Annotated in this window: 22 protein-coding genes and 2 pseudogenes; 17 read left to right on the forward strand and 7 right to left on the reverse strand. The window is 71.3% G+C overall.

Annotated features, from left to right (window positions below):
- Positions 1–105: pseudogene (locus ABZV31_RS29250) on the forward strand (IS5/IS1182 family transposase); the annotation flags it as partial.
- A 146-nt stretch (positions 106–251) separates the two neighbouring features.
- Here the strand turns inward: ABZV31_RS29250 and ABZV31_RS29255 are convergent.
- Positions 252–1,922, reverse strand: a complete 1,671-nt coding sequence (locus ABZV31_RS29255) for a fumarate hydratase (protein WP_355899685.1) — start codon at positions 1,920–1,922, stop codon at positions 252–254.
- 192 nt (positions 1,923–2,114) lie between these two features.
- Here ABZV31_RS29255 and ABZV31_RS29260 point away from each other — a divergent pair, with 192 nt between their 5' ends.
- Together ABZV31_RS29260 and ABZV31_RS29265 are read left to right on the forward strand one after the other, a co-directional pair.
- Positions 2,115–2,795, forward strand: a complete 681-nt coding sequence (locus ABZV31_RS29260; protein ID WP_355899686.1) for a DUF1707 domain-containing protein — start codon at positions 2,115–2,117, stop codon at positions 2,793–2,795.
- 181 nt (positions 2,796–2,976) lie between these two features.
- Positions 2,977–3,351 carry a WhiB family transcriptional regulator gene (locus ABZV31_RS29265; protein ID WP_355899688.1) on the forward strand — a complete coding sequence of 125 codons (375 nt, stop codon included), beginning with the start codon at positions 2,977–2,979 and terminating at the stop codon, positions 3,349–3,351.
- A gap of 195 nt (positions 3,352–3,546) precedes the next feature.
- Here the strand turns inward: ABZV31_RS29265 and glpX are convergent, their stop codons facing one another.
- Positions 3,547–4,581 carry a class II fructose-bisphosphatase gene (glpX, locus tag ABZV31_RS29270; RefSeq protein WP_355899690.1) on the reverse strand — a complete coding sequence of 345 codons (1,035 nt, stop codon included), beginning with the start codon at positions 4,579–4,581 and terminating at the stop codon, positions 3,547–3,549.
- Positions 4,582–4,708: 127 nt separating this feature from the next.
- Between glpX and ABZV31_RS29275 the strand changes: the two genes are divergently transcribed.
- Entirely contained in the window at positions 4,709–5,233 is a 525-nt protein-coding gene (locus tag ABZV31_RS29275) for a DUF4245 domain-containing protein (protein ID WP_355899692.1), read from the forward strand.
- Between the two features lie 49 nt (positions 5,234–5,282).
- Here ABZV31_RS29275 and ABZV31_RS29280 read toward each other — a convergent pair whose 3' ends face one another.
- Both ABZV31_RS29280 and xseA read right to left on the reverse strand, forming a co-directional pair.
- Positions 5,283–5,537, reverse strand: a complete 255-nt coding sequence (locus ABZV31_RS29280) for an exodeoxyribonuclease VII small subunit (RefSeq protein WP_355899694.1) — start codon at positions 5,535–5,537, stop codon at positions 5,283–5,285.
- Positions 5,538–5,546: 9 nt separating this feature from the next.
- Positions 5,547–6,773 carry an exodeoxyribonuclease VII large subunit gene (gene xseA / locus ABZV31_RS29285; RefSeq protein ID WP_355899695.1) on the reverse strand — a complete coding sequence of 409 codons (1,227 nt, stop codon included), beginning with the start codon at positions 6,771–6,773 and terminating at the stop codon, positions 5,547–5,549.
- A 210-nt stretch (positions 6,774–6,983) separates the two neighbouring features.
- Between xseA and ABZV31_RS29290 the strand changes: the two genes are divergently transcribed.
- A complete protein-coding gene (locus ABZV31_RS29290; RefSeq protein WP_355899696.1) occupies positions 6,984–8,000 on the forward strand; it encodes a 4-hydroxy-3-methylbut-2-enyl diphosphate reductase in 1,017 nt (338 codons plus the stop codon).
- A gap of 90 nt (positions 8,001–8,090) precedes the next feature.
- Positions 8,091–8,849 (forward strand): polyphosphate--glucose phosphotransferase, encoded by a 759-nt coding sequence (gene ppgK, locus ABZV31_RS29295; protein ID WP_355899698.1) that lies wholly within the window; start codon positions 8,091–8,093, stop codon positions 8,847–8,849.
- Between the two features lie 30 nt (positions 8,850–8,879).
- On the opposite strand, the gene ABZV31_RS29300 is transcribed toward ppgK, so the two are convergent.
- Positions 8,880–9,473: a DUF6542 domain-containing protein gene (locus ABZV31_RS29300; protein WP_355899700.1), complete on the reverse strand. Its 594-nt coding sequence runs from the start codon at positions 9,471–9,473 to the stop codon at positions 8,880–8,882.
- 201 nt (positions 9,474–9,674) lie between these two features.
- Between ABZV31_RS29300 and ychF the strand changes: the two genes are divergently transcribed.
- Positions 9,675–10,763: a redox-regulated ATPase YchF gene (gene ychF / locus ABZV31_RS29305; protein ID WP_355899702.1), complete on the forward strand. Its 1,089-nt coding sequence runs from the start codon at positions 9,675–9,677 to the stop codon at positions 10,761–10,763.
- Positions 10,764–11,338: 575 nt separating this feature from the next.
- Here ychF and ABZV31_RS29310 read toward each other — a convergent pair.
- Positions 11,339–11,491 carry a hypothetical protein gene (locus ABZV31_RS29310; protein WP_355899704.1) on the reverse strand — a complete coding sequence of 51 codons (153 nt, stop codon included), beginning with the start codon at positions 11,489–11,491 and terminating at the stop codon, positions 11,339–11,341.
- A 40-nt stretch (positions 11,492–11,531) separates the two neighbouring features.
- Positions 11,532–11,777 (reverse strand): annotated as a pseudogene (locus ABZV31_RS29315) (DUF3293 domain-containing protein); the annotation flags it as partial.
- 250 nt (positions 11,778–12,027) lie between these two features.
- Between ABZV31_RS29315 and ABZV31_RS29320 the strand changes: the two are divergent.
- From ABZV31_RS29320 to fabG, 10 genes are all read left to right on the forward strand, one after another.
- The gene (locus tag ABZV31_RS29320; RefSeq protein ID WP_355899706.1) at positions 12,028–12,987 is read left to right on the forward strand and encodes an ABC transporter ATP-binding protein; all 960 of its coding nucleotides are present in this window, start codon (positions 12,028–12,030) and stop codon (positions 12,985–12,987) included.
- Complete coding sequence (locus tag ABZV31_RS29325; RefSeq protein WP_355899708.1) at positions 12,984–13,784, forward strand: ABC transporter permease; 801 nt, start codon at positions 12,984–12,986, stop codon at positions 13,782–13,784. The genes ABZV31_RS29320 and ABZV31_RS29325 overlap by 4 nt, the downstream gene beginning before the upstream one ends.
- 237 nt (positions 13,785–14,021) lie before the next feature.
- Positions 14,022–14,981: an ACP S-malonyltransferase gene (locus tag ABZV31_RS29330; RefSeq protein WP_355899710.1), complete on the forward strand. Its 960-nt coding sequence runs from the start codon at positions 14,022–14,024 to the stop codon at positions 14,979–14,981.
- A complete protein-coding gene (locus ABZV31_RS29335) occupies positions 14,968–16,494 on the forward strand; it encodes a class I adenylate-forming enzyme family protein (protein WP_355899712.1) in 1,527 nt (508 codons plus the stop codon). Before ABZV31_RS29330 ends, ABZV31_RS29335 begins: the two co-directional genes overlap by 14 nt.
- A complete protein-coding gene (locus ABZV31_RS29340; RefSeq protein WP_355899714.1) occupies positions 16,475–16,753 on the forward strand; it encodes an acyl carrier protein in 279 nt (92 codons plus the stop codon). The genes ABZV31_RS29335 and ABZV31_RS29340 overlap by 20 nt, the downstream gene beginning before the upstream one ends.
- Positions 16,754–16,758: 5 nt before the next feature.
- Positions 16,759–17,955: a PLP-dependent aminotransferase family protein gene (locus tag ABZV31_RS29345; protein ID WP_355899716.1), complete on the forward strand. Its 1,197-nt coding sequence runs from the start codon at positions 16,759–16,761 to the stop codon at positions 17,953–17,955.
- On the forward strand, positions 17,952–20,297 hold the full coding sequence (locus tag ABZV31_RS29350; RefSeq protein WP_355899718.1) for a lantibiotic dehydratase: 2,346 nt from the start codon (positions 17,952–17,954) through the stop codon (positions 20,295–20,297). Before ABZV31_RS29345 ends, ABZV31_RS29350 begins: the two co-directional genes overlap by 4 nt.
- Positions 20,294–21,376: a 2,3-diaminopropionate biosynthesis protein SbnA gene (gene sbnA, locus ABZV31_RS29355; RefSeq protein ID WP_355899720.1), complete on the forward strand. Its 1,083-nt coding sequence runs from the start codon at positions 20,294–20,296 to the stop codon at positions 21,374–21,376. The genes ABZV31_RS29350 and sbnA overlap by 4 nt, the downstream gene beginning before the upstream one ends.
- The gene (gene sbnB, locus ABZV31_RS29360) at positions 21,373–22,401 is read left to right on the forward strand and encodes a 2,3-diaminopropionate biosynthesis protein SbnB (RefSeq protein ID WP_355899721.1); all 1,029 of its coding nucleotides are present in this window, start codon (positions 21,373–21,375) and stop codon (positions 22,399–22,401) included. Before sbnA ends, sbnB begins: the two co-directional genes overlap by 4 nt.
- Positions 22,398–23,159, forward strand: a complete 762-nt coding sequence (gene fabG / locus ABZV31_RS29365; protein ID WP_355899723.1) for a 3-oxoacyl-ACP reductase FabG — start codon at positions 22,398–22,400, stop codon at positions 23,157–23,159. Before sbnB ends, fabG begins: the two co-directional genes overlap by 4 nt.
- Positions 23,160–23,184: the final 25 nt, after the last annotated feature.

Genomic DNA, 23,184 nt, shown 5'->3' on the forward strand with positions numbered 1-23,184 from the left:
GGCTGCCGCCGCCTGCACCGCCGCTACGAACGCAAGGCCGAACACTTCCTGGCCTTCACCGCCATCACCTGCACCCTCATCTGCTACCGCAGACTCACCAAATGAGACGACGTCTTAGCAGGGTGCGGCGCGCCCCCGGCGGCGCGCCCCCAGGGAGCCCACGCGCCCTCTGCGGATGGGCGGGAGGCAGGGACGCGACAAAGAGCCCCCGACCAACGGCCAGGGGCTCTCTGGGGCGTGCTGGGGCTGTGTCAGCCGAGGCCAGGACCACGCACGGGGATCGTCGTGAAGGTCGGCTGAGAGGGTTCCTGCGAAGTGAAGAAGTCGTTGCCCTTGTCGTCGACCACGATGAACGCCGGGAAGTCCTCGACCTCGATCTTCCAGACGGCCTCCATGCCGAGCTCCTCGTACTCGACGACCTCGACCTTCTTGATGCAGTCCTGGGCGAGGCGGGCCGCCGGACCGCCGATGGAGCCCAGGTAGAAGCCGCCGTGCGTCGCGCACGCGTCCGTGACCTGCTTGCTCCGGTTGCCCTTGGCCAGCATCACCTTCGAACCGCCCGCCGCCTGGAACTGTTCGACGTAGGAGTCCATGCGGCCGGCCGTGGTCGGGCCGAAGGAGCCCGACGCGTAGCCCTCGGGCGTCTTGGCGGGGCCCGCGTAGTACACGGGGTGGTCCTTCAGGTACTGCGGCATCTCCTCGCCGCGGTCCAGCCGCTCCTTGATCTTGGCGTGGGCGATGTCGCGGGCCACGACCAGCGGGCCGGTCAGCGACAGGCGGGTCTTGACCGGGTACTTCGTCAGCTCGGCGAGGATCGACTCCATCGGCTGGTTCAGGTCGATCTTCACCACGTCGCCCTCGTCCAGCTGGGCGTCCGTCGTCTCCGGCAGGAAGCGGGCCGGGTCCGTCTCCAGCTGCTCCAGGAAGACGCCCTCCGGCGTGATCTTCGCCAACGCCTGGCGGTCGGCCGAGCAGGACACGGCGATCGCCACTGGGCAGGACGCCCCGTGCCTCGGCAGCCGCACCACCCGTACGTCGTGACAGAAGTACTTGCCGCCGAACTGCGCCCCGATGCCGATCTTCTGCGTCAGCTCGAAGACCTTCTCCTCCAGTTCCTTGTCCCGGAAGCCGTGGCCGAGCGGCGAGCCCTCGGTGGGCATGTTGTCCAGGTAGTGGGCGGAGGCGTACTTCGCCGTCTTCAGCGCGTACTCGGCCGACGTACCGCCGACCACGATCGCCAGGTGGTACGGCGGGCACGCGGCGGTACCGAGCGACCGGATCTTCTCCTCCAGGAACTTCATCATGGAGGCCTCGTTCAGGACGGCCTTCGTCTCCTGGTAGAGGAAGGACTTGTTGGCGCTGCCGCCGCCCTTGGCCATGAACAGGAACTTGTACGCGCCGCCGTCCGTCGCGTACAGCTCGATCTGCGCCGGGAGGTTGGAGCCGGTGTTCTTCTCCTCCCACATCGTCAGCGGGGCCATCTGCGAGTAGCGCAGGTTCAGCTTCGTGTACGCGTCGTAGATGCCGCGCGAGAGGGCCTTTTCGTCCTCGCCCTCCGTGAGCACGTTCTGGCCGCGCTTGCCCATGACGATCGCCGTGCCCGTGTCCTGGCACATAGGCAGGACGCCCGCCGCGGCGATGTTCGCGTTCTTCAGCAGGTCCAGGGCGACGAACTTGTCGTTCGCGCTCGCCTCCGGGTCGTCGCTGATGCGGCGCAGCTGCGCCAGGTGCGCGGGGCGCAGGTAGTGCTGGATGTCGTGGATGGCCTCCTCGGCCAGCTTGCGCAGCGCCTCCGGCTCCACCTTGAGGAACGTACGCCCGTCGGGTCCCTCGACGGTGGAGACACCCTCGGACGTCACCAGCCGGTACGGGGTGGTGTCCTCACCCATGGGGAGCAGATCCGTGTACGCGAACTCAGGCATCTCAGCCCATTCCTCACTCGACAGACGGCGGCCCGCCTCCGTTGGCGGGCGCTCACCAGCGTAGAACCTGCCGCTGACGGCGAGCCTGTGAGGTAAGGCTCAGTGCCGGTGCCCAAGGGTGGACGTAACGGTTTTCCACAGGTCGGGGACGGGGGGTAGTCGCGATCTATCGCGTTTGGGTACGCTGCTGCCGTGGACCTTCAGAAGCAGACCGAACCGCGCGTCGCCGAGCTGCGCGCCTCGGACGCCGACCGTGACCGCATCGCCGACATCCTGCGCGACGCCCTGGCCGAGGGCCGTCTGACCGCCGACGAGCACGCCGAGCGCGTCGAGGGGGTGCTGAACGCCAAGACGGTCGGCGAGCTGGAGGTCTTCATCCGTGACCTGCCCGCCGCCCATCAGGGCCGCACGGCCCCGGCCTACACTCCCGCCCCGAACCGCCCGACGGCCGGCGCGATACCGCCGGAGGCCGACGCCAACGTGGTGGCCGTCTTCAGTGCCGCCATGCGCAAGGGCCGCTGGCGCGCGGGCCGCCGCCTGCACGCGTACGCGATCTTCGGCAGCGTCGAGATCGACCTCAGCGAGGCGATCTTCGAGTACCAGCAGGTCGTGATCAAGGCGATCTCGGTCTTCGGCGACGTCCAGGTCCGCGTCCCGGAGAACGTGTCGCTGCGCGGCACCGGCGGCGGCGTCCTCGGCAACTTCGAGGTGGACACGCTGGACTCGGCCGAACCCGATGCGCCCGTCGTCTACGTCGACGGCTGGGCCGTCCTGGGCAACGTCGAGGCGCGGCCCAAGCGGGGCAAGCTCGTCGCTGACATTCTCGATCGAGTTCAGCGCAAGGTCGACAAGCGTTTGCGCAAACACTTGTGACATTGACGGTTGTGAATTCGAGCGCTTCCGGAGCGAAGCGGTCCGCCCTCGCCCGGTCCGGTCACCTCGCCCACGAAGCCCCGGAATCCAGCGGTTCGGAACTGAGTGCATAGGCGCGCGCACAGCGGGTAGGCCTTGCTGCATCGTCTCTCGCTCGCGAAGCCGTCGTCAGGAGTAGACCGTGCTGCAACCGCCGCATTCGTCCCTGCAGGTAGCTGCCGTGCCGGCCCAGCGGGTGCCAGTGCGAGACAGGGACCAAGACGCACCGTGGCACACCGAGGCGGTGTGCCGGCGTGACGAGGCCGGCCTGTTCTTCGCACCCTCAAAAGAGCCCACCGCCGCCCGGCTCTCCCGCGAGGAGGCGGCCAAGCGCGTCTGTGCGCGCTGCCCGGTGATGGTCGAGTGCCGCGAGCACGCGCTGCTGCAACCCGAGCCGTACGGCGTCTGGGGCGGCCTGACCGCCGCCGAGCGCCGTGTCGTCCTGGCCCGGCGCCGCCGCCGCGACCTGGAGCTGAAGGCGGCCCGCACGACGGGCCGCATAGCGGCAGCCGGCTAGAACCGGTCGGACGGGCCGCACAGCGGCAGCCGGCCGGAACCGGTCGTCGTACGCGATGGGGCGCCCCCTCCGCACAGGGAGCGCCCCATCGCCGTAACGCCGTCGAAGGCCGGTCCGGGTCGACGGCCCGGCTGCCCGGGTCGATGGCCCGGCTGTCCGGGTCGATGGCCCGGCTTGCCGAATCGCCGGCCGCGGCTACTTGGCGCGGTCGAAGTCGATCGCGCTGTAGGCGCGCAGCTTGCTCAGCCGGTGCTCGGAGTCGATCCGGCGGACCGTGCCGGACTTCGACCGCATGACGATCGAGTCGGTCGTGGCGGTCTCCGAGCGGTAGCGCACCCCGCGCAGCAGCTCGCCGTCGGTGATGCCGGTGGCGACGAAGAAGACGTTCTCCCCGGAGACCAGGTCGTCCGTGGTCAGCACGCGGTCGAGGTCGTGCCCGGCGTCGATCGCCCGCTGCCGCTCCTCGTCGTCCTTCGGCCACAACTTGCCCTGGATCGTGCCGCCCAGACACTTCACGGCGCAGGCCGAGATGATGCCCTCGGGCGTGCCGCCGATGCCGAGCAGCAGGTCGATGCCGGTGCCGTCGCGCAGCGCCAGGATGGAGCCGGCGACATCGCCGTCGGAGATCAGCTTGATGCGGGCGCCGGTCTCCCGGATCTCCTTGATGATGCCCTCGTGTCGCGGCCGGTCCAGGATGACGACCGTGACGTCCTCGGGCGTGGAGCGCTTGGCCTTGGCGACGCGCCGGATGTTCACCGACACGGGCGCGTCGATGTCGACGAAGTCGGCCGCGTCGGGACCCGTGACCAGCTTGTCCATGTAGAACACGGCGGACGGGTCGAACATCGAGCCGCGCTCGGCGGCGGCCAGCACCGCGATCGCGTTCGGCATGCCCTTGGCGGTGAGCGTGGTGCCGTCGATCGGGTCGACGGCGATGTCGCACTCGGGCCCGGTGCCGTCGCCGACGCGCTCTCCGTTGAAGAGCATCGGGGCCTCGTCCTTCTCGCCCTCGCCGATGACGACGACGCCGTTCATCGAGACGGTCGAGACGAGGGTCCGCATGGCGCGCACCGCGGCACCGTCGGCGCCGTTCTTGTCACCGCGCCCGACCCAGCGGCCCGCGGCCATCGCGGCGGCTTCGGTCACCCGGACGAGTTCCAGGGCGAGGTTGCGGTCGGGAGCCTCGGAGGGGACATCGAGCTCGGACGGCAATTGATGATGCTCGGTCATCGGAGCGCACCTTTCTGATACGACGACGGCCGGATGAGGGTGTTGGCCCTGACTCTATCGCCGAGTAGACAAAATGAGCAGGGGGCCCCACGGATGAGCGCGCAGGACACCTGCGACGATAGGGGGCGTGGCAGGTTCGAACGGCAAGCAGAAGACGGTCCGGGACATGATCCTTTCCCTGGGCCTGATCGGGATCGCGGCGGCGGTCATCTACCTCTTCGTCCCGCATGACGACCACGCTCCCGACCTCAAGCGGGTGGACTACCGCGTCGAGCTGCTCACGGCGCGCCGCGCGGCGTCGTACCCGGTGGCTGCGCCCGAAGGCCTGCCCCAGAGCTGGAAGGCCACCTCGGTCCGCTTCCAGGGCGACAAGTACGACGCCTGGCACCTGGGCTTCCAGGACCCCGACGGTGAGTACGTGGCGGTCGAGCAGTCCGCTCAGAAGCGCGCGGACTTCATCGACGAGGCCAGCCAGGGCGCACATGCGACGAAGGTCACCGAGAAGATCGGCGGCCGCACGTGGACCCGGTACACCGGCGGCCGCTACGACGCCCTCGTACTGGAGGGCACCAAGGGCTCGACGACGGTCGTGACGGGCACGGCGTCGTTCGCCCGGCTGACGACGATGGCGCAGGCGCTGAAGACGTCCTGAGGCAGGCGCTGAAGACGTCCTGAGCCGCGCCCCGCGCGCAGGCGCGCGCCTACTCGGCGGCGCCCTCCTCGTCCTCCTCCGCCTCCTCGGCCAGCGCGGCGTCCAGCCGGGCCCGCGCCCCCTCCAGCCACTGGCGGCACACCTTGGCCAGTTCCTCGCCCCGCTCCCACAGCGCGAGGGACTCCTCCAGGGTCGTGCCGCCCGCCTCCAGGCGCCGGACCACCTCGATCAGCTCGTCCCGCGCCTGCTCGTAGCCGAGCGCCGCCTCGCCCACCCCGGCCGTCTCGCTCACGTTGCTGGTCATGCACCCACCCTATGCGTCGGTCCGGTCGTCCCGGTCGACCCGTACCGAGAACTCGCCCTCGGCGACCCGCGCGCGCAGCGCCTCGTCCGGCGTCACCTCGTCCGGGTCACGGACCACGTGGCCGTCGGCCTTCTGCAGCACGGCGTATCCGCGTCTGAGCGTCGCGGCGGGGGAGAGGGCCACCACGCGCGCGTGCGTGTGCGTCAGCTCCGAGTCGGCGCGGTCCAGCAGGTGCCGCAGCGTGCGCCGCCCACGGTCCAACAGGGACGCGACCTGGTCCGCCCGCTCGTCGATCATGCGGTGCGGATCCTCTATCGCCGGCCGGGCGAGCGCGTGGGCGAGACCGCGCTCCTCCCGCTCGATGAACGCTCCCATGCACCGGCGCGCCCGGTCGCGCAGCTGCCGTACCCGCTCGTACTCCTCGCCGACGTCCGGTACGACCTTCTTGGCGGCGTCGGTCGGGGTGGAGGCGCGCAGATCGGCGACGTAGTCGAGCAGCGGGGTGTCCGGCTCGTGCCCGATGGCGGACACGACGGGCGTACGGCAGGCGGCGACCGCGCGGACGAGCTGCTCGTCGGAGAACGGCAGCAGGTCCTCCACGCTGCCGCCGCCGCGGGCCACGATGATCACGTCCACGTCGACGATTTCGTCGAGCTCCTTGACGGCCTGCACGACCTGCGGGACGGCGTGCACGCCCTGGACGGCGACGTTGCGCACCGCGAAGCGGACGGCGGGCCAGCGGTGCCGGGCGTTCTCCAGCACGTCCCGCTCCGCGGCGGAAGCACGGCCGCAGACCAGGCCGATGAGCTGGGGGAGGAAGGGCAGGGCCTTCTTCCGCTCGGGCGCGAAGAGCCCCTCGGCCGCGAGCGCCTTCTTCAGTTGCTCCAGCCGGGCCAGCAGCTCCCCGACACCGACCGGCCTTATCTCGGCGGCGCGCAGCGACAGCTGCCCGCGCGGGGCGTACCACTCCGGCTTCGCGTACACGACGACGCGGGCGCCCTCGCTGACGACGTCGGCGATCGTGTCGAACACCTGCCGGTAGCAGGTCACGCTGACGGAGATGTCGTACGACGGATCGCGCAGCGTCAGGAACACGACCCCTGCGCCCGGCCGCCGCGACAACTGCGTGATCTGCCCCTCGACCCACACGGCACCGAGCCGGTCGATCCATCCCCCGATCAGCCGCGAGACCTCACCGACGGGCAGGGGAGCTTCGGGGGACGTGGAGACAGCCATGTCCGCGAGGGTAGCCGTCGCCGCCGACAACGCCGTAGCAGCTCAGCCATGTCAGGAGCGGCTCAGCCATGTCAGTGGCGAGCGCGCCGGCGCCGTGTCGGGCATCAGTGCCTCCGCGCGTCGTGTCCTGCGCCCCCGCCCGGCTCACCGTCAGTGTCACCGGGACCGGGACGGGCACGCGATCTTTGACCCGCCGAACGCGGCCTTACGATGGGTGCCATGACTGCTTCGCCTGGCCGCCGTGTCCTGCTCGCCGCCCCCCGGGGCTACTGCGCGGGTGTGGACCGCGCCGTGATCGCCGTCGAGAAAGCCCTGGAGCAGTACGGGGCTCCGATCTATGTCCGGCACGAGATCGTCCACAACAAGTACGTCGTGCAGACCCTGGAGAAGAAGGGCGCCATCTTCGTCGAGCGGACGGAGGAGGTGCCGCCCGGCAACATCGTGATGTTCTCGGCGCACGGCGTGGCCCCCGTCGTCCACGACGAGGCCGAGCGCGGCCGGCTCGCCACCATCGACGCGACCTGCCCTCTGGTGACCAAGGTCCACAAGGAGGCCGTCCGGTTCGCCAACGAGGACTACGACATCCTCCTGATCGGGCACGAGGGTCACGAGGAGGTCATCGGCACCACCGGCGAGGCCCCCGAGCACATCCAGCTCGTCGACGGCCCCGGAGACGTCGCCAACGTCGAGGTGCGCGACCCCTCCAAGGTCGTCTGGCTGTCGCAGACCACGCTCTCGGTCGACGAGACCATGGAGACGGTCGACGCCCTGAAGGAGAAGTTCCCGCAGCTGATCTCCCCGCCCAGCGACGACATCTGCTACGCCACGCAGAACCGCCAGCTCGCCGTGAAGCAGATGGGCGCCCAGGCGGACCTGGTGATCGTGGTCGGCTCCCGCAACTCCTCCAACTCCAAGCGGCTGGTGGAGGTGGCCAAGCTCGCGGGCGCGCGCCAGGCGTACCTCGTGGACTTCGCCGACGAGATCGACGAGGCCTGGCTGGAGGGCGTCTCCACGGTCGGCGTGACCTCGGGCGCGTCGGTGCCGGAGGTCCTGGTCGAGCAGGTCCTCGAGTGGCTCGCGCAGCGCGGCTTCGAGGACGTCGAGATCGTCAAGGCGGCCGAGGAGTCCATCACCTTCTCACTGCCGAAGGAGCTCCGCCGGGACCTGCGCGAGGAGGCGGCCGCCCTGGTCGCGGAGCGCGGCGGGGCCGGCACGGCCGAGGCGTGACGGCGCCCAGGCCCCGGTGTGACCGTCGTCTGCCCGTGATCGCCCACGTCCGGGACGTGACTGTCAGTCGTCCGTCGTAACGTGGAGGCCATGCAGATCTTCGGTGTGGACATCGGCGGGTCCGGGATCAAGGGTGCCCCTGTGGACCTGGACAGGGGCGACCCGACCCAGGAGCGCTTCAAGGTGCTCACCCCGCACCCGGCGACACCGGACGGGGTGGCCGACGGCGTCAAGCAGGTCGTCGACCACTTCGGCTGGACGGGGCCGGTCGGGCTGACGTTCCCGGGCGTGGTCACCGACGGCGCCACGATCCGCACGGCGGCCAACGTCGACAAGAGCTGGATCGACACCGACGCGCGCGCGTTGTTCAGCGAGCGTCTGGGCGGCCTGCCGGTGACGGTGGTCAACGACGCGGACGCGGCGGGCATCGCCGAGGTGAACTTCGGCGCGGGCCGGGATCGCCGCGGCACGGTCATCCTGCTGACCTTCGGCACCGGCATCGGCAGCGCGCTGTTCGTTGACGGCGTCCTCGTCCCCAACACCGAGCTGGGCCACCTGGAGCTGGACGGCCACGAGGCGGAGAAGCGGGCCTCCAGCAAGGCCAAGGACGACCACCAGCTGACCTGGGAGCAGTGGGCCCGCCGCGTCCAGAAGTACCTCGCCCACGTCGAGATGCTCTTCTCCCCGGAGCTGTTCATCATCGGCGGCGGGGTGAGCCGCAAGTCGCAGAAGTTCCTGCCCCTCATCGAGGGCATCAAGGCGGAGATCGTCCCGGCGCAGCTGCAGAACAACGCCGGGATCGTGGGGGCGGCGATGCGGGCGGCGATGCGGGCGGCGAAGGAGGAGTAGCGCCGGGCGGGGCCGGGGGAGGGCTTGGGCCTAAGCCCGTCGGCGGTGACGCACGAGGAGGATCCTCCGCGCCATGGCGGTCACTCCGGCGAGCAGCGTCCCCCCGTACAACCAGCCCGCCTGCGTGGCGAGCGCGGTCACCAGCCCCATGAGCCTGCCCGCGAGTCCCCCGCCCCGGTCGGCCACCGGCAGCAGCCCCAGGGCGAACGCGATCGGAACCACGACGGGCGAGGTCAGCAGGTCCCCCTTGCGCACCCACACCGCCGTCAGCACGCACACCAGCAGAAACAGCACGCCGTACGCCGTCGGCGACCCCCCGAGGACCAACTGGTCCAGACAGCCCAGCGTGAACATCACCGTCCCGCAGAACAGCCCGCCGCCCAGCCCGGTCAGCCGCGGATTGGGGATCCGCCGCATCCGCCGCAGGTGTCGCAGGTGTCGTAAGGCCGGGCCCGCGGCCGAAGCCGGAGCGGGCCGCCGTACCGCCGGCGGACGCCGCGGTGCGGGCCGCCCGGAACGGCCGCCGACCGCCCGTTCCTTCTGCCCCCGTTCCCCTTGTGAAGGCAGGGGCGGCCTGCCGCGTCGCGGTCCGTGGTGCTGGGGTCGCGTCCTGTGATGCTCCACTCGACCAACCTAGGTCTGTTTATGTGCCGAATAGGCCGTCTGACACGCCGTGGCGCAGAGCTTGGCCAGCGTTCGATCCGTCGCGGGGGCGTTACCCGGCACGCCGTAGACTGGTGGATCGGCCCGCGCATCACGAAGTAGGACCCGGGCCCGCAGCCCAGTCCCCTCAGTCCTCATCCTCACGTACGGGAAGTCGCAAACGTGTCGCTCACGATCGGAATCGTCGGTCTGCCGAACGTCGGCAAGTCGACCCTGTTCAACGCCCTGACCAAGAACGACGTGCTCGCGGCCAACTACCCGTTCGCCACGATCGAGCCGAACATCGGTGTCGTGGGCGTCCCGGACGGCCGGCTCGCCCAGCTCGCCTCGATCTTCAAGTCGGAGCGGATCCTCCCGGCCACCGTCGACTTCGTCGACATCGCCGGCATCGTGCGCGGCGCCAGCGAGGGCGAGGGCCTGGGCAACAAGTTCCTCGCCAACATCCGTGAGTCGGACGCCATCTGCCAGGTCATCCGCGCCTTCAAGGACGAGAACGTCGTGCACGTCGACGGCAAGGTCTCGCCCAAGGACGACATCGAGACGATCAACACCGAGCTGATCCTCGCCGACCTGCAGACCATCGAGAAGGTCCTGCCGCGCCTGCAGAAGGAGTCGCGGATCAAGAAGGACGTGGCTCCGAAGGTGAAGGCCGTCGAGGAGGCCAAGGAGATCCTGGAGAAGGGCGACACGCTCTTCGCGCACGGCATCGTCCAGGGCAGCGAGCGCGCCGAACTGCTGCACGACCTGCACCTGCTCACCACCAAGCCCTTCCTCTACGTCTTCAACGTCGACGAGGACGAGCTGGTCGACGAGGACTTCAAGAACGAGCAGCGCGCCCTGGTCGCCCCCGCCGAGGCGATCTTCCTCAACGCCAAGCTGGAGGCCGACCTCGCCGAGCTGGACGAGGACGAGGCCCTGGAGCTCCTCCAGTCCGTCGGCCAGGACGAGCCGGGCCTCGCGACCCTGGCCCGCGTCGGCTTCAACACCCTCGGCCTGCAGACCTACCTGACGGCCGGTCCCAAGGAGACCCGCGCCTGGACCATCAAGAAGGGCGCCACCGCCCCCGAGGCCGCCGGTGTCATCCACACCGACTTCCAGAAGGGCTTCATCAAGGCGGAGGTCATCTCCTTCGACGACCTCGTCGAGGCCGGCTCGGTCGCCGAGGCCCGCGCCCTCGGCAAGGCCCGCATGGAGGGCAAGGACTACGTCATGCAGGACGGGGACGTGGTGGAGTTCCGGTTCAACGTTTAGCGGCGTTCGCCGTCCGGCGGCACTGGTGTCAGGACCTGCGAGGCAGGTCGCACAGTCTAAGGGCGCCGACTTGGACCTGCGAGGCAGGTCGCACAGTCTACGGGCGGCGGCGTAGGAGGAGTCGGCGCCGTGAGCGACCTGAGCGGCGCCGAACTCACTGACCAGCACCAGGCATTCGGGCTCCGTCCTGGTGGCGACGGTGCCCGGGTCCAGAGCGTCGGTCGACTGGTCGCCGCCGGTGGTCGCTCCTTGCCGGTCGGCGCGACGGCCGGGGGTCGGACCGCCGGCGCCGAGTGGGCGGCGTGGACACCGGAAGGTCAGCATGCGCCGTCCACGTACACGCGGGCCATGCGGGGGAGCGGGGACGTCTTGTCCCACACGTGCCAGCGGGCTCCGCGCAGGGGGTCGGTCTCGTACGTCACCTCCGCCGGGAAACCGTCGAGCCTGACCCGTTCGGGCCTCGGAGGCTCGGCGAGAGATCTGCATGCAGTGCGGGCAGTCGGCCGGCGTCCGCATGAGGTGCATGCCCATCGGTTTTCTCCTCTCTGCGTACGGGAGTTCGGGTCCCGGGTCCGTCACTCGTACGACGACTTCGAGATCCCGGCGTGGTGCGCAGACGCCGTCCATCCGGACACGACTGTCTCGTCGCCGGCGCAGGACAGCAACCGCCAGGCGTCGCGGGTCCAGGCGAAGACGGCGTCCTGGTGGAAAACGACGGCCCAGGTCATGCGCCACGGTGTCGCTCCTGCCGACGACGGCGACGCCTTCCTCGACGTGCGTGCCGCAGGCCGAGCCTCCTGCCGCCTGCCACGGGAACAACCCGCGTCGGTGGACCTCGTCGAGCAGCAGGCCGTGGGCGCGGCGGTTCTCGTCGGAGGGAAGGAGGCGGCCGTACGGGCTGCAGGCCGTGATCACATGGATGGTGCCGTCGGCCGGCCCCGGGAAACAGCCCTCCGCGGTGCCGCACGGACTCGGTGTGATCCGCAGACCTTGGGCATACCGGTGCTCGGGCACGGGCGGGTGGTGAAGTTTTTCGGTCAGTCACGGGTGCTGGGCGGTCGTGCTCGCGGGGTCCGCCGAGCCGTGGTCTCCCCGCGCGCCCCGCCTCTCCTGCCGCCGTCCGGAGTGGCAAACCTGTAGGCATCTCGCGTCCGATAGCCCCCCGATAGCGAGGCCGTAGCCGCTTCGGTTCGGGGCGATAGGCGGTCACGAGAGATTGGTTCTCGCCATGAACACGGCCACGGAAATGGTGAGGACTCTGAAGATGATCGAAACCCAACCCCGTCCGGCAGCGAGGGAGGTGACGTCCCCGGATGCCGCCGTGCTCAGCACGGTCGTCAAGCGCTTCACCAACGCCAAGGGTGAGGAGTTCACCGCCGTGAACGGGCTGGATCTGCGGATCCGGCGCGGCGAGATCGTGGCGTTCCTGGGGCCGAACGGCGCCGGCAAGACGACCACCATCGACATGCTGCTGGGACTGACCCGGCCCGACTCCGGTCACGTGGAGCTGTTCGGCGAGGCGCCGCAGCACGCGGTGCGCGCCGGGCGGGTCGCCGCGGTTCTGCAGTCCGGGGGACTCCTGCCCGACCTGACCGTCGAGGCCACGGTGCGCATGCTCGGCTCGCTGCACCCCGACGCCGACGTCGAGCACGTCATGACCCGGGCCGGCATCACCGCGCTGCGCCACCGGCGGGTCGCGGAGTGCTCGGGCGGTGAGCAGCAGCGGCTGCGGTTCGCTGTCGCGCTGCTGTCGAACCCCGACTTCCTGGTGCTGGACGAGCCGACCGCCGGCATGGACGTGGCGGCCCGCCGGGAGTTCTGGGCCACCGTCCGCGAGGACGCCGAGCGCGGCATGACGGTCATGTTCGCCACCCACTACATGGAAGAGGCCGACCAGTTCGCCGACCGCGTCGTGATGATCGACCGGGGGAGGGTCGTCGCCGACGGCTCGGCCTCGTCCATCCGTGCGGCCATCAGCGGATGCACCGTCTCGGCCCTGATCAGCCCGCGTGACGCGCAGGAGGTGGCGGAGTCCCCCGTCGTCCGCTCCTGTGTGGCCCGCGGCGAGCGCCACTACTTCGACACCACCGACTCCGACGCCCTGCTGCGCCTGCTGGTCAACCAGACGTCCGCCACCGAGATCGAGGTCACCCCGCGCAGCCTCGAAGAGGCCTTCATGGCCATCACGCACCACGGCCGCACCGCTCAGGAGAGCCCGCGATGACCACCCTGACCGCGCCGACCGCCCCCGCCCGTCCGCGCACCTCGCCCTTCAGCGGCGTCAACCCCACCTTCGTCCGTTACGAGCTGCGCCGGCGGTTCAACCGTCAGACCACCATCTTCACCCTCCTCCTCCCGGCGGTCCTCTACCTCGCCCTGTTCCGCACCGCTCCCGCCCACGGGTCGGTGCCGCACGGCAACTTCGCCGCCTGGATGATGATCGGCCTGGCCGTGTACGGCGCCGCGATGGCCGCCACCAGTTCCGCCGCCACCATCTCGGTGGAGAAGTCCGCGGGCTGGATGCGCACGATCGCGCTCAGCCCGCTCGCCCCGCCCGGGTATCTGCTCGTCAAGGTGCTGTGCTCGGTGGTCATGGCCGCCGTGCCCGTCGCCATCGTCGGGGTTCTCGGCGCCGTCACCGGGGCGCACGCCGACACCAAGGTCTGGGTGACGTCCCTGCTCGTCGCCTGGCTCGGGGCCGCCGTGTTCGCCGCGCTCGGTATCGCCATGGGACTCGCCATGAAGCCCGAGGTCGTGATGCACATGCCGGGTCTGACCATGACTGCGCTGGCCTTCCTCGGCAACCTGTTCATCCCGCTCAGCGGGACCATGCTGGAGATCTCGCGGTACACGCCGATGTACGGCGTGTCGACGCTCGCCCGCTACACCCTCACCGACGGCTACACCTTCAGCGGCGAGCACAGCAGCCTGGCGGGCGCCGTGTTCAACCTCGTCGCCTGGTTCGCCGGCTTCTCCTTCATGGCGATCCGCCGCTTCGCCAAGAGCACGGGCCGCCAGTAGCCCAAGCGGGCCGTAGGCCGAACCCGCCGTGGCGCACTGCCTCTTCTGCCACGGCCCGTTTCACCGCCGTGGCGCACTGCCTCTTCTGCCACGGCCCGTTTCACCGCCGTGGCGCACTGCCTCTTCTGCCACGGCCCGTTTCACCGCCGTACCACCGTCCGTTTCACCGCCCGTACCGACCGCCTCCCGGCCGAGCGCCGCGCGATGGGTACTCAACACGAAAGGGGGATAGAGCAAATGTTCGCAATCATGGCGCCGGGCCAGGGGTCCCAGACCCCCGGCATGCTGGCCGGCTGGCTGCGCGACCCGGTGTGCGCCGAGCGCGTGCGGGCCTGGTCCGAGGCCGCGGACGTGGACCTGGTCCACCTGGGGACCCGGGCCTCGGCCGCGGAGATCGCCCGGACCGAGAACACCCAGCCCCTGCTGGTCGCCCAGGGCCTGCTGGCGCACGAGGCGCTGGCCCCGGCGGCGGCCGAGCAGTCCGCGGTTGTGGCCGGCCACTCCGTCGGCGAGCTCACCGCGGCCGTCTACGCCGGGGTCCTCACGCCCGCGGACGCCGTACGGCTGGCGGCGGTCCGTGGCCGCGCGATGGCCGCCGCCTGCGCCGAAGCGCCCACGTCGATGGCGGCCGTGGTCGGCGGCGACGAGGCGGAGGTGCTCGCCCGGATCGCCGAACTCGGCCTGACCGCGGCCACGTTCAACGGCCCCGGCCAGATCGTGGCCGCGGGATTGACCGAGGACCTTCAGAAGCTGGCCGCCGCGCCGCCCGGCGGGGCGACCGTGAAACCGCTGCCGGTCGCGGGCGCCTTCCACACCCCGTACATGGAGTCGGCGCGGCAGACCTTCGCCGCCGCGGCCGCCGCGACCCCCTTCGAGCGACCCCGCGGGATTCTGCTCTCCAACGCCGACGGCGAGGTGCTCGCCACGTCCGAGGTGATCCGCCGGCGGCTCGTCGACCAGGTGGTGCGGCCGGTGCGCTGGGACCTGTGCCTGCGGAGCCTGGCCCGGCTGGAACCCGGGCTGACGGTGTCCCTGCCGCCGGCCAAGACCCTCGCCAACATCCTCAGGCGCCAGCACCCCGAACTGGCCGTCCTCCCGGTCAACTCCGCCCGGGACCTCGACAAGGTCCGCGCCCGGCTCGAAGCGGCGGCCGGCGCGGCCGTCCGGAAGGGGGAGCCCGCTCGTGCTGGTGTCTGACCTCTTCGAGCGCCGCCGCGCCGACCGTGGCGACCACCCGGCCGTCATCGACTCCGAAGGCCCCCTCGGCTACGGCGAGCTCGGCGAGGCCGTCGACCGCGCCGTCGGCTGGCTGCGCGGCCAGGGCGTCACCGCCGGAGAGCGGGTCGTCTACGCCGGCGGCAACGACCGCGCCTTCCTCGCCCTGTTCTACGCCACCCTCCGCATCGGCGCCGTCTTCGTCCCCGTCCACCCCGACCTGACCGACATCCAGCTCGGCCACATCGTCGGCGACTGCTCCGCCGCCCTGGCGATCTGCTCGCCCGGCGCGGGACAGCAGGCCCGGCGCACCGCCGAGGTGGCGCAGGCCTGGCAGGAGGTCCAGCAGGCCCCCGCCGACGACTTCGCGGCCGACATCCCCGACGACGGCGTCGCGATGCTGATCTACACCTCCGGCACCACCGGGCGCCCGAAGGGCGTGGTCTGCCCGCACCGGCAGATGCTCGCCTCGGTCGAGGCCATCAACGCCTGCCTCGGCTACCGCGCCGACGACGTGGTGCTGTGCCGGCTGCCCCTCTCCTTCGACTACGGCCTCTACCAGGCCCTGCTGTGCGCACTGACCGGCGGCACGCTCGTCCTCGCCGAACGCGCAGGGGACGTCAGCCTGTTGCGGGTCATCGAGCGGCACGGCGTGACGGTCGTCCCGCTGGTGCCCTCCCTCGCACAGATCCTCACCCTGCTGCAGCGCAAGCTCCAACGGCCCACGAAGGTCCGCCTGTTCACCAACACCGGCGCCCGGCCGGGCCGGGCCGTGATGTCCGAGCTGCTGGACGCGTTCCCCGGGTCGGTCTTCGCCTCGATGTACGGCATGACCGAGTGCAAGCGCATTTCCATCCTCGACCCCGCCGAGTACGCCACCCACCCCGACTCGGTCGGCCGGCCCATCCCCGGTGACCACGTCCGGATCGTCGACGGCGACGGACACACCCTGGGCCCCCGCGAGGTCGGCGAGATCGTCGTCTGGGGCGCCACCGTGATGGCCGGCTACTGGGGCGTCCCGCTGGAGCAGCAGCAGCGCTACGTCCGCCGCGCCGACGGCACGCTCGAACTGCACACCGGCGACCAGGGCTACCTCGACGAGGACGGCCGGCTCTACTTCGTCGGCCGCGACGACGACATGATCAAGCGGCGCGGTATCCGCCTCGGCCTGACCGAGATCGAGGACGCCGCCGAACGGATTTCCGGCGTGACCGCGGCGGTCGCGCTGCGGCCCGAGTCCGAGGACAGCCCGCTGCACCTGGTGGTGCAGAGCACCCTCACCCCGGAGGAGATCCGCACCCACCTGGCGCTGCGGCTCGACCGGGCCCGCATGCCCGACCGGATCACCCTCATCGACGCCGTTCCCCTGACCGCGAACGGCAAGCCGGACCGCGCGGCCGCGCAGCGCCTGGTCGATCCGCCGGCCCGCGCGCACGACACCACGACGCCTCCCTTCGCACAGACGAGGACCAGCCATGAACCAGTCGCAGTCTGACCAGCCGACCCAGTCGCAGTTCAACGAGCTCGTCGAGCGGATCTGCTCCGTCACGGTCACCGACCCGGAGACCCCGCTCGTGGACCTCGGTGTGGACTCCCTCCACACCGTCGCCCTGGTGATGGCCGTCGAGGAGCAGTACGGGATCGAGATCGACCCCGACGTGCTCGGTGACCCCGCGCTCACCTCCTCCGCCGGCCTGTGGCGCTGCGTGCAGGACCAGTTGGCCGCCTCCCTGCCCGCCAGATCCGGGAGCTGATCGCCATGTGGACCGACACCCGACCCGCGGTGGAGATGCCGCGGCTGTTCGAACGGGGCGGGGACCTCATATCCTTCGCGGGCGGCCTGCCCGACCTGGACGTCCTCCCCCTGGAGACGATCTCCAAGCAGCTCTCCCGGCTCGTACGGCTCGGCGGAAAGCTCGCCCTCCAGTACACGACCCCGCACGTCGCCAAGGCCCTCGTGCCGGCGATCACCGACCTGATGGCCCGTGAGGGCACCACCGCGACGGCCGAACACCTGGTCCCCACCGGCGGATCCCAGATGGGTCTGATGGCCGTGGGCCTCGGGATCGGCGTCCCCGGCGAGACCGTCCTGTGCCAGACCCCCGCCTACCCCGGCGCCGCCGCGGCCTTCCGCACCGCGGGCCTGACCCTCCACCCCGTTCCGGAGGACGCCGAGGGCCTGGACCCGGCCGGGCTGCGGGAGACGGTGCTGCGGCTGCGCGCGGCCGGCCGCACCGTACGGCTGCTGTACTGCAACCCCACCTTCCAGAACCCGACCGGCGCCACCCTGTCCGTCGCCCGCAGGCACGAACTGCTCACCGTCGCCCGGGAGCTGGACCTCCTGGTCGTCGAGGACAACCCCTACGGCCTGCTCTCCTTCGACGGCGAGACCACCACCGCCCTGCACGCGCTCGACCCGGACCGCGTGGTCTACCTCGGCACCTTCTCCAAGGTCTTCGCCCCGGGCCTGCGCTGCGGCTGGATCGCCGCGCCGGAGCAGCTGGCGCAGACCCTGCGCCGTACCACCGAGGTCATGTCCCTGTCGCCGTCCGCCCTGGCCCAGGCCGCGCTCGCCGCGTTCCACACCCGGGCCGGCTGGACCGACCTGATCGACGGCTACCGGCGCAGCTACCGGGAGCGCTGCGGGCTCATGGCCGACGCGCTCGAGGCGGAGCTCGGCACCGACGGGCCCTGGCAGTGGGAGCGCCCCAACGGGGGCTTCTACATCTGGCTGCGCCACCGCGACGGCGTGGACACCTCCCGCTTCGCCGAGGCCGCCGCCGAACACGGCGTCTCCTTCGTGCCCGGCAGTCACTTCGGCATCGACGGCGAGCACGCCGACGGACTGCGGCTGTGCTTCAGCCACGTGCCGAAGAAGCGGATCGGCGAGGGCATCTCCCGCCTGGCCGCAGCCCTTTCGACGCCGGTGCCGTCCCTGGAAGGAGCGGCGCGATGACCACGGCGATCACGGTGCCCGAAGGGACCCGCGCCCTCGACTGGTCGGCCTTCGCCCCGTCGTACCGGCTGGGCGACTCCGACTGGCGTATGTGGGGCGTCGGCCTGCTGCGCAGCGCGGGCTTCCCGGTCTCCGGGCTGGACCGGCTCGGCGGGCCACGGGCGGCCCGGGCGGCGGCGCTCGTCGAGCAGGGCGCCGCCGGCCCCGACGAGTTCGCCGCCGCCTACAAGGCCGACAGCGCCGCCGAGGCCGAGCAGCTGGCCCGCCTCGCCCTCGACGACCGGGTGCGCCGGGCGATCGCCTGGCAGAACCGGACGGTCTACCGGATCCTCGACTCGCTCGCGGCCGGCAAGGGCAAGGAGTCCAAGCGCCGGCAGCGCGAACGCACCCTGGCCATGTACTGGCTGCGGTACTGCGCCAAGGCCGAGACCATCGGCTTCTTCGGCCCGGCCGCGTGGATCTCCGTCGGACAGACCCGGCGCGCCCTGGAGTTGGAGCACGGCCCGTCGCTCACCACCGAGAGCCGGACCTTCTTCGAGCGCTGGACGGTGGCCGCCCTGGCCGACTGGATGGCCGCACAGCCCGGCGCCCGCTGGTGGTTCCCGCCGATGCTGCGGCCCGACGTGCACCTCGACGGCGACCGGCTGGTCATGCCGGGCGGCCGCACGGTCAGGCTGCGCGAGGACGACGTGCAGGTGCTGCGGTACGCCGACGGCGAGCGCAACGGCGAGACCATCGCCGACGCGCTCGTCGCCGGACAGCGGTGGGACGCCGCGACGGCCCGCGAGCGCGTGGAGCGCACCCTGACCCGGCTGCTCAAGCAGCGGGTGCTGACCTGGGACGCCAACATCCCCGTCGACGTACGGGCCGAGGCGATCCTGCGCCGGCGGGTGGCCGAAGTCGGCGACCCGGAACTGTTCGTCAGGTTCGACGCGGTCCTCGCCGAACTGGACCGGCTGCGGGACGGCATCGACCGCGCGGACAGCGCCGAGGAGCTCGTCGAGGCGCTCGACCGGCTCGACGACTTCTTCGTCCGTACGACCGGACAGGCGGCGTCCCGCGAGGAGGGCAAGGCGTACGCCGGCCGCACGCTGTGCTACCAGGACGCCCTCCGGGACTGCCGAATCCGCCTGGGGCGCGACTTCCTCGACGGCATCGCCCGCCCGCTGGCCCTGGTCGCGGACGCGGCGGACTGGTTCGGCAACCGGCTCGCCGAGCTCGTGGAGGCGGAGGTCGCCGGGTTCGTCCGTACGGCCGCGGCCCGCCGCAGGGCGGTGACCCTCGCCGACGTCTGGACGCAGGTACTCGGACTGTTCTGGGGGAACAACGCGACCCCGGTGCACACCGCGACCCGCGAACTGGCGCAGAAGTGGCGCGAGGCACTGGACGTGGACCCGGCCGTCGACCTGCCCGCCCGCGTGCGGCTGTCGGTGGCGGACATCGAGGAGCGGGCCCGCGCCGTCTTCGCCACCGGCCCGGTGCGCTCGCCCCACCTGGCCCTGCACAGCCCCGACCTGCAGGTGGTGGCCCCGTCCGCGGACGCGGTCAACGCCGGCGACCACACCGTCGTCCTCGGTGAACTGCACGCCTGCCTCGCCACGTTGGACCTGCCGTTCCTCGACTGGACCACCGACTCCGGCTCCCTGCGGGACAAGGTCAACGCGGCGATCGGCGCCCCGCGTCTGGTGCCGCTGCTGCCGGTCGAGTGGAAGCGCAACAGCGGCCGTATGGTCCCCGCGCCGATCGGCGCCGGAGACCGGCTGATCGGGTTCACCCGGGCGCCGTACGACGACCGGACCCGGGTCGACCCGGCGGCCGCCATCACGCTCACCGAGACGGACGGCACGGTCACCGCGACCACCCCCGACGGGCGCACGTGGAGCATCGCCGAGCTGCTCGCAGTGCCGATCTCGATCATCGCCGCGGACGCCTTCAAGATCGGGCTCGACCGGGCGCACGCCCCGCGCGTGACCCTCGACGACCTGGTCCTGTTCCGGGAGACCTGGCGGCTGCCCGTAGCCGGGACCGCCCTGCCGGAGAAGGCCGACCGGGAGCGCGATTACCTCGCCGTGCGCCGCTGGGTGGCCGCACACGCCCTGCCCGACCTGCTCTTCGTCAAGTTCCCCGAGGAGACCAAGCCGTCCCTCGTCGACTTCACCAGCCCGACTCTCGTGCTCTCCTTCGCCAACCTCGTCCGCACCGCGCGCCGCCTCGACCCCGACGCCGTCGTGACCCTCAGCGAGCCGCTGCCGGCCCCGGACGACTCGTGGCTGACCGACGCCGACGGCGAGCGCTACGTCAGCGAACTGCGGCTCCAGATCAGCAGAAAGGTGCCGGAATGACCGTCCTCGCCTCCAACAGGGCGGCGCTGGCGCACGGCGCCACCCGCTCCCGGGACCCCGACATCGTCGCGACGATCGGCGGAACCCCGCTCGTCGCCCTCGACCGGCTGTTCCCGCCCGCACGGTTCCAGGTGTACGCCAAGTGCGAGCGCTTCAACCCGGGCGGCAGCATCAAGGACCGCGCCGCCAAGTCCATGATCGAACACGCCATCAAGGCCGGCAAGCTCGTCCCCGGGGTGTCCACCGTCGTGGAGTCCTCCTCGGGCAACCTCGGCATCGCCCTCGCCCAGCTGTGCAACTTCTACCGGCTCAACCTCATCTGCGTGGTCGACCCCCGGACCACCGCGCAGAACGCCGCCATCATGCGGGCGTACGGCGCGAAGGTTGAGGTCGTCGACCGCGACCCGGCCACCGGCGAGTACCTGCCGGCCCGGCTCGAGCGGGTCCGCTCCCTGCTGGAGAGCGTGCCGGACGCCTACTGGCCCAACCAGTACGCCAACGAGTACAACGCCCGTGCGCACCACCACACGATGCGCGAGATCTGCGAGGCGCTGCCCGGCGGCCCCGACTACCTGTTCGTCGCGGCCGGCACCACCGGCACGCTGCGCGGCTGCGCCGAGTACATCCGGGACAACGACCTGGCCACCCGGGTGGTTGCGGTGGACGCGGTGGGCAGCGTCATCTTCGGCCCGCCGGAGCCGTGGGAACGCGGGCACCGGCGCACGATCCCCGGGCACGGGGCGGCCGTCGTCCCGCCGCTGCTGCGGCCGGGGCTCGCCGACCGGGTCGTGAAGGTCACCGACTTCGACTGCGTGCGCGGCTGCCGCCAGCTGCTCGCCCAGGAGTCCATCCTCGCCGGCGGCTCGTCCGGCGCCGTCATCGCCGCGCTCCAGGGGGCCGCTTCCTGGCTGGAGGCGGGCGCGACCTGCGTCGCGGTGCTTCCCGACGGCGGCGACCGGTACCTCGACACCATCTACTCCGACGCCTGGGTCGAGACCAACTTCCAGGAAATCCCGCCCTTCCAAGACCTCGACCAGGACCTCGACCAGGACCTCGACCAAGAAAGGAGTGAGCCGTGAAGATCCTCGGACGGGACGACGTCAAAGCCGCCCTGACGGGTCTCGAACCCACCGTCCTCGACGCGGTGCGCACCGCCTACGTGCTGCACGGCCAGGGCCACTCGCAGGTGCCGTTCTCCAGCTTCCTGCGCCCGCCGCAGCCCACCGGCTCCCGCATCATCTCCCTGCCGGCCTACCTGGGCGGCCCGGAGCCGGTGATGGGCCTGAAGTGGATCTCGTCCTTCCCGGCGAACGTCGAGAAGGGCCTGCAGCGGGCGTCCTCGGTGCAGATCCTCAACGACCTCGGGACCGGCTACCCGGTGGCCCTGCTGGAAGGCAGCCAGATCTCCGCCTCCCGCACCGCCGCGAGCGCCGCCCTCGCCGCCGGGGCGCTGCACGGCGACCGCCGGGTGCGCACCGCCGGCCTCATCGGCTGCGGCACGATCAACCAGCGCGTCCTCGCCTTCCTCGCACTGACCCACCCCGAACTGGACACCGTGGTGCTCCAGGACGTCGTTCCGGGCCGCGCCGAGGTCTTCGCCGCCGAACTGGAGTCCGAGTACCCGCGGATCACCTTCCGCACCGGCGACGTCGCCGACGCGCTCGGCGCCGAGACCGTGAGCATCGCGACCACCGACTCGACGTACTGGCTCGACCTGGCCGAGTACCCGAACCGGCCGTCCGGCCAGGTCATCCTGCACCTGTCGCTGCGTGACCTGAGCACCGGCTCGATCCTCGACGCGTACAACGTGGTCGACGACATCGAGCACGCCGTCCGCGAGCAGACCTCCTTGCACAAGGCCGAACAGCAGGTCGGCCACCGGGAGTTCGTGCACGCCGAGATCGCCTCCGTGCTGGGCTGCACCGAGCCGCCGGCCACCACCGGCACCGTCGTCTTCTCACCCTTCGGCCTGGGCGTCCTGGACCTGGCGGTCGCGCAGGCGGTGCTCAAGGCCGCCACCGCCGCCGGGCTCGGCACCGAGGCCGAGGGCTTCGACCCGGGCAGCCACCGCGTGACCGCGGCGATGCTGGGGAGCGCGGCATGAGCACGCCGGGAACCCTGTTCGCCGAGGGCACCAAGGCCCTGGTCACCGGCGCCTCGCGCGGCATCGGCGCGGCGATCGCCATCGCGCTCGCCGAGCACGGCTGCGACGTCGCGCTCAACTACCGCTCCAACGCCGCCAAGGCCGAGGAGGTCGCCGAGCAGGTCCGCGCCCTGGGCCGGCAGGCACTGCCGCTCCAGGCGGACATCTCCGACGAGGCCCAAGTGGCCGCCATGTTCAAGGAACTGAAGACGACGTGGCGCTCCCTGGACGTCGCCGTCCTCAACTCCGGGGTGACCGCCGACGGCCATCTGGCCGCCATGAGCGGCGCCAAGTGGCAGGAGGTCATCGGCACCAACCTGACCGGCACCTTCTTCACCGCCCGTGAGGCGACCAAGCAGATGTACGCCAGTGGCGGCGCGATCGTTTTCATCGCCTCCACCAGCGGCATCGCGGGCCGGGCCGGCCAGGCCAACTACGCCGCCAGCAAGGGCGGGGTGATCTCCCTGGCCAAGACCCTGTCGTACGAGGTGGCCCCGCGCGGCATCCGCGTCAACGTGGTGGCGCCCGGGTTCATCGACACCGACATGGTCAAGAAGGTGCCGCCCGCGCAGATGAAGGAGGCCCTGCAGGCGATCCCCATGGGGCGCATGGGGACCCCGGCCGAGGTGGCCCAGGCGGCGGCCTTCCTGGCCAGCCCGGCGGCCTCCTACATCACCGGCAAGGTGCTCACCGTCGACGGCGGAATGATCCCCAACTAGTCAGTCTCCCACCTGATCTGACTAG

The sequence above is a fragment of the Streptomyces sp. NPDC005202 genome (assembly GCF_040608235.1).
Taxonomy (GTDB): Bacteria; Actinomycetota; Actinomycetes; order Streptomycetales; family Streptomycetaceae; genus Streptomyces.

Bases quoted from the DNA above. Each gene is read 5' to 3' on its own strand.
- ABZV31_RS29325 (WP_355899708.1), top strand. From the start codon at position 12,984: ATGACCACCCTGACCGCGCCGACCGCCCCCGCCCGTCCGCGCACCTCG.
- ABZV31_RS29255 (WP_355899685.1), bottom strand. From the start codon at position 1,922: ATGCCTGAGTTCGCGTACACGGATCTGCTCCCCATGGGTGAGGACACC.
- ABZV31_RS29345 (WP_355899716.1), top strand. From the start codon at position 16,759: ATGTGGACCGACACCCGACCCGCGGTGGAGATGCCGCGGCTGTTCGAA.
- ABZV31_RS29330 (WP_355899710.1), top strand. From the start codon at position 14,022: ATGTTCGCAATCATGGCGCCGGGCCAGGGGTCCCAGACCCCCGGCATG.
- sbnA (WP_355899720.1), top strand. From the start codon at position 20,294: ATGACCGTCCTCGCCTCCAACAGGGCGGCGCTGGCGCACGGCGCCACC.
- ABZV31_RS29290 (WP_355899696.1), top strand. From the start codon at position 6,984: ATGGGTGCCATGACTGCTTCGCCTGGCCGCCGTGTCCTGCTCGCCGCC.
- xseA (WP_355899695.1), bottom strand. From the start codon at position 6,773: ATGGCTGTCTCCACGTCCCCCGAAGCTCCCCTGCCCGTCGGTGAGGTC.
- ABZV31_RS29320 (WP_355899706.1), top strand. From the start codon at position 12,028: ATGATCGAAACCCAACCCCGTCCGGCAGCGAGGGAGGTGACGTCCCCG.
- ppgK (WP_355899698.1), top strand. From the start codon at position 8,091: ATGCAGATCTTCGGTGTGGACATCGGCGGGTCCGGGATCAAGGGTGCC.
- ABZV31_RS29350 (WP_355899718.1), top strand. From the start codon at position 17,952: ATGACCACGGCGATCACGGTGCCCGAAGGGACCCGCGCCCTCGACTGG.
- fabG (WP_355899723.1), top strand. From the start codon at position 22,398: ATGAGCACGCCGGGAACCCTGTTCGCCGAGGGCACCAAGGCCCTGGTC.
- ABZV31_RS29310 (WP_355899704.1), bottom strand. From the start codon at position 11,491: ATGACCTGGGCCGTCGTTTTCCACCAGGACGCCGTCTTCGCCTGGACC.
- ABZV31_RS29280 (WP_355899694.1), bottom strand. From the start codon at position 5,537: ATGACCAGCAACGTGAGCGAGACGGCCGGGGTGGGCGAGGCGGCGCTC.
- ABZV31_RS29340 (WP_355899714.1), top strand. From the start codon at position 16,475: ATGAACCAGTCGCAGTCTGACCAGCCGACCCAGTCGCAGTTCAACGAG.
- glpX (WP_355899690.1), bottom strand. From the start codon at position 4,581: ATGACCGAGCATCATCAATTGCCGTCCGAGCTCGATGTCCCCTCCGAG.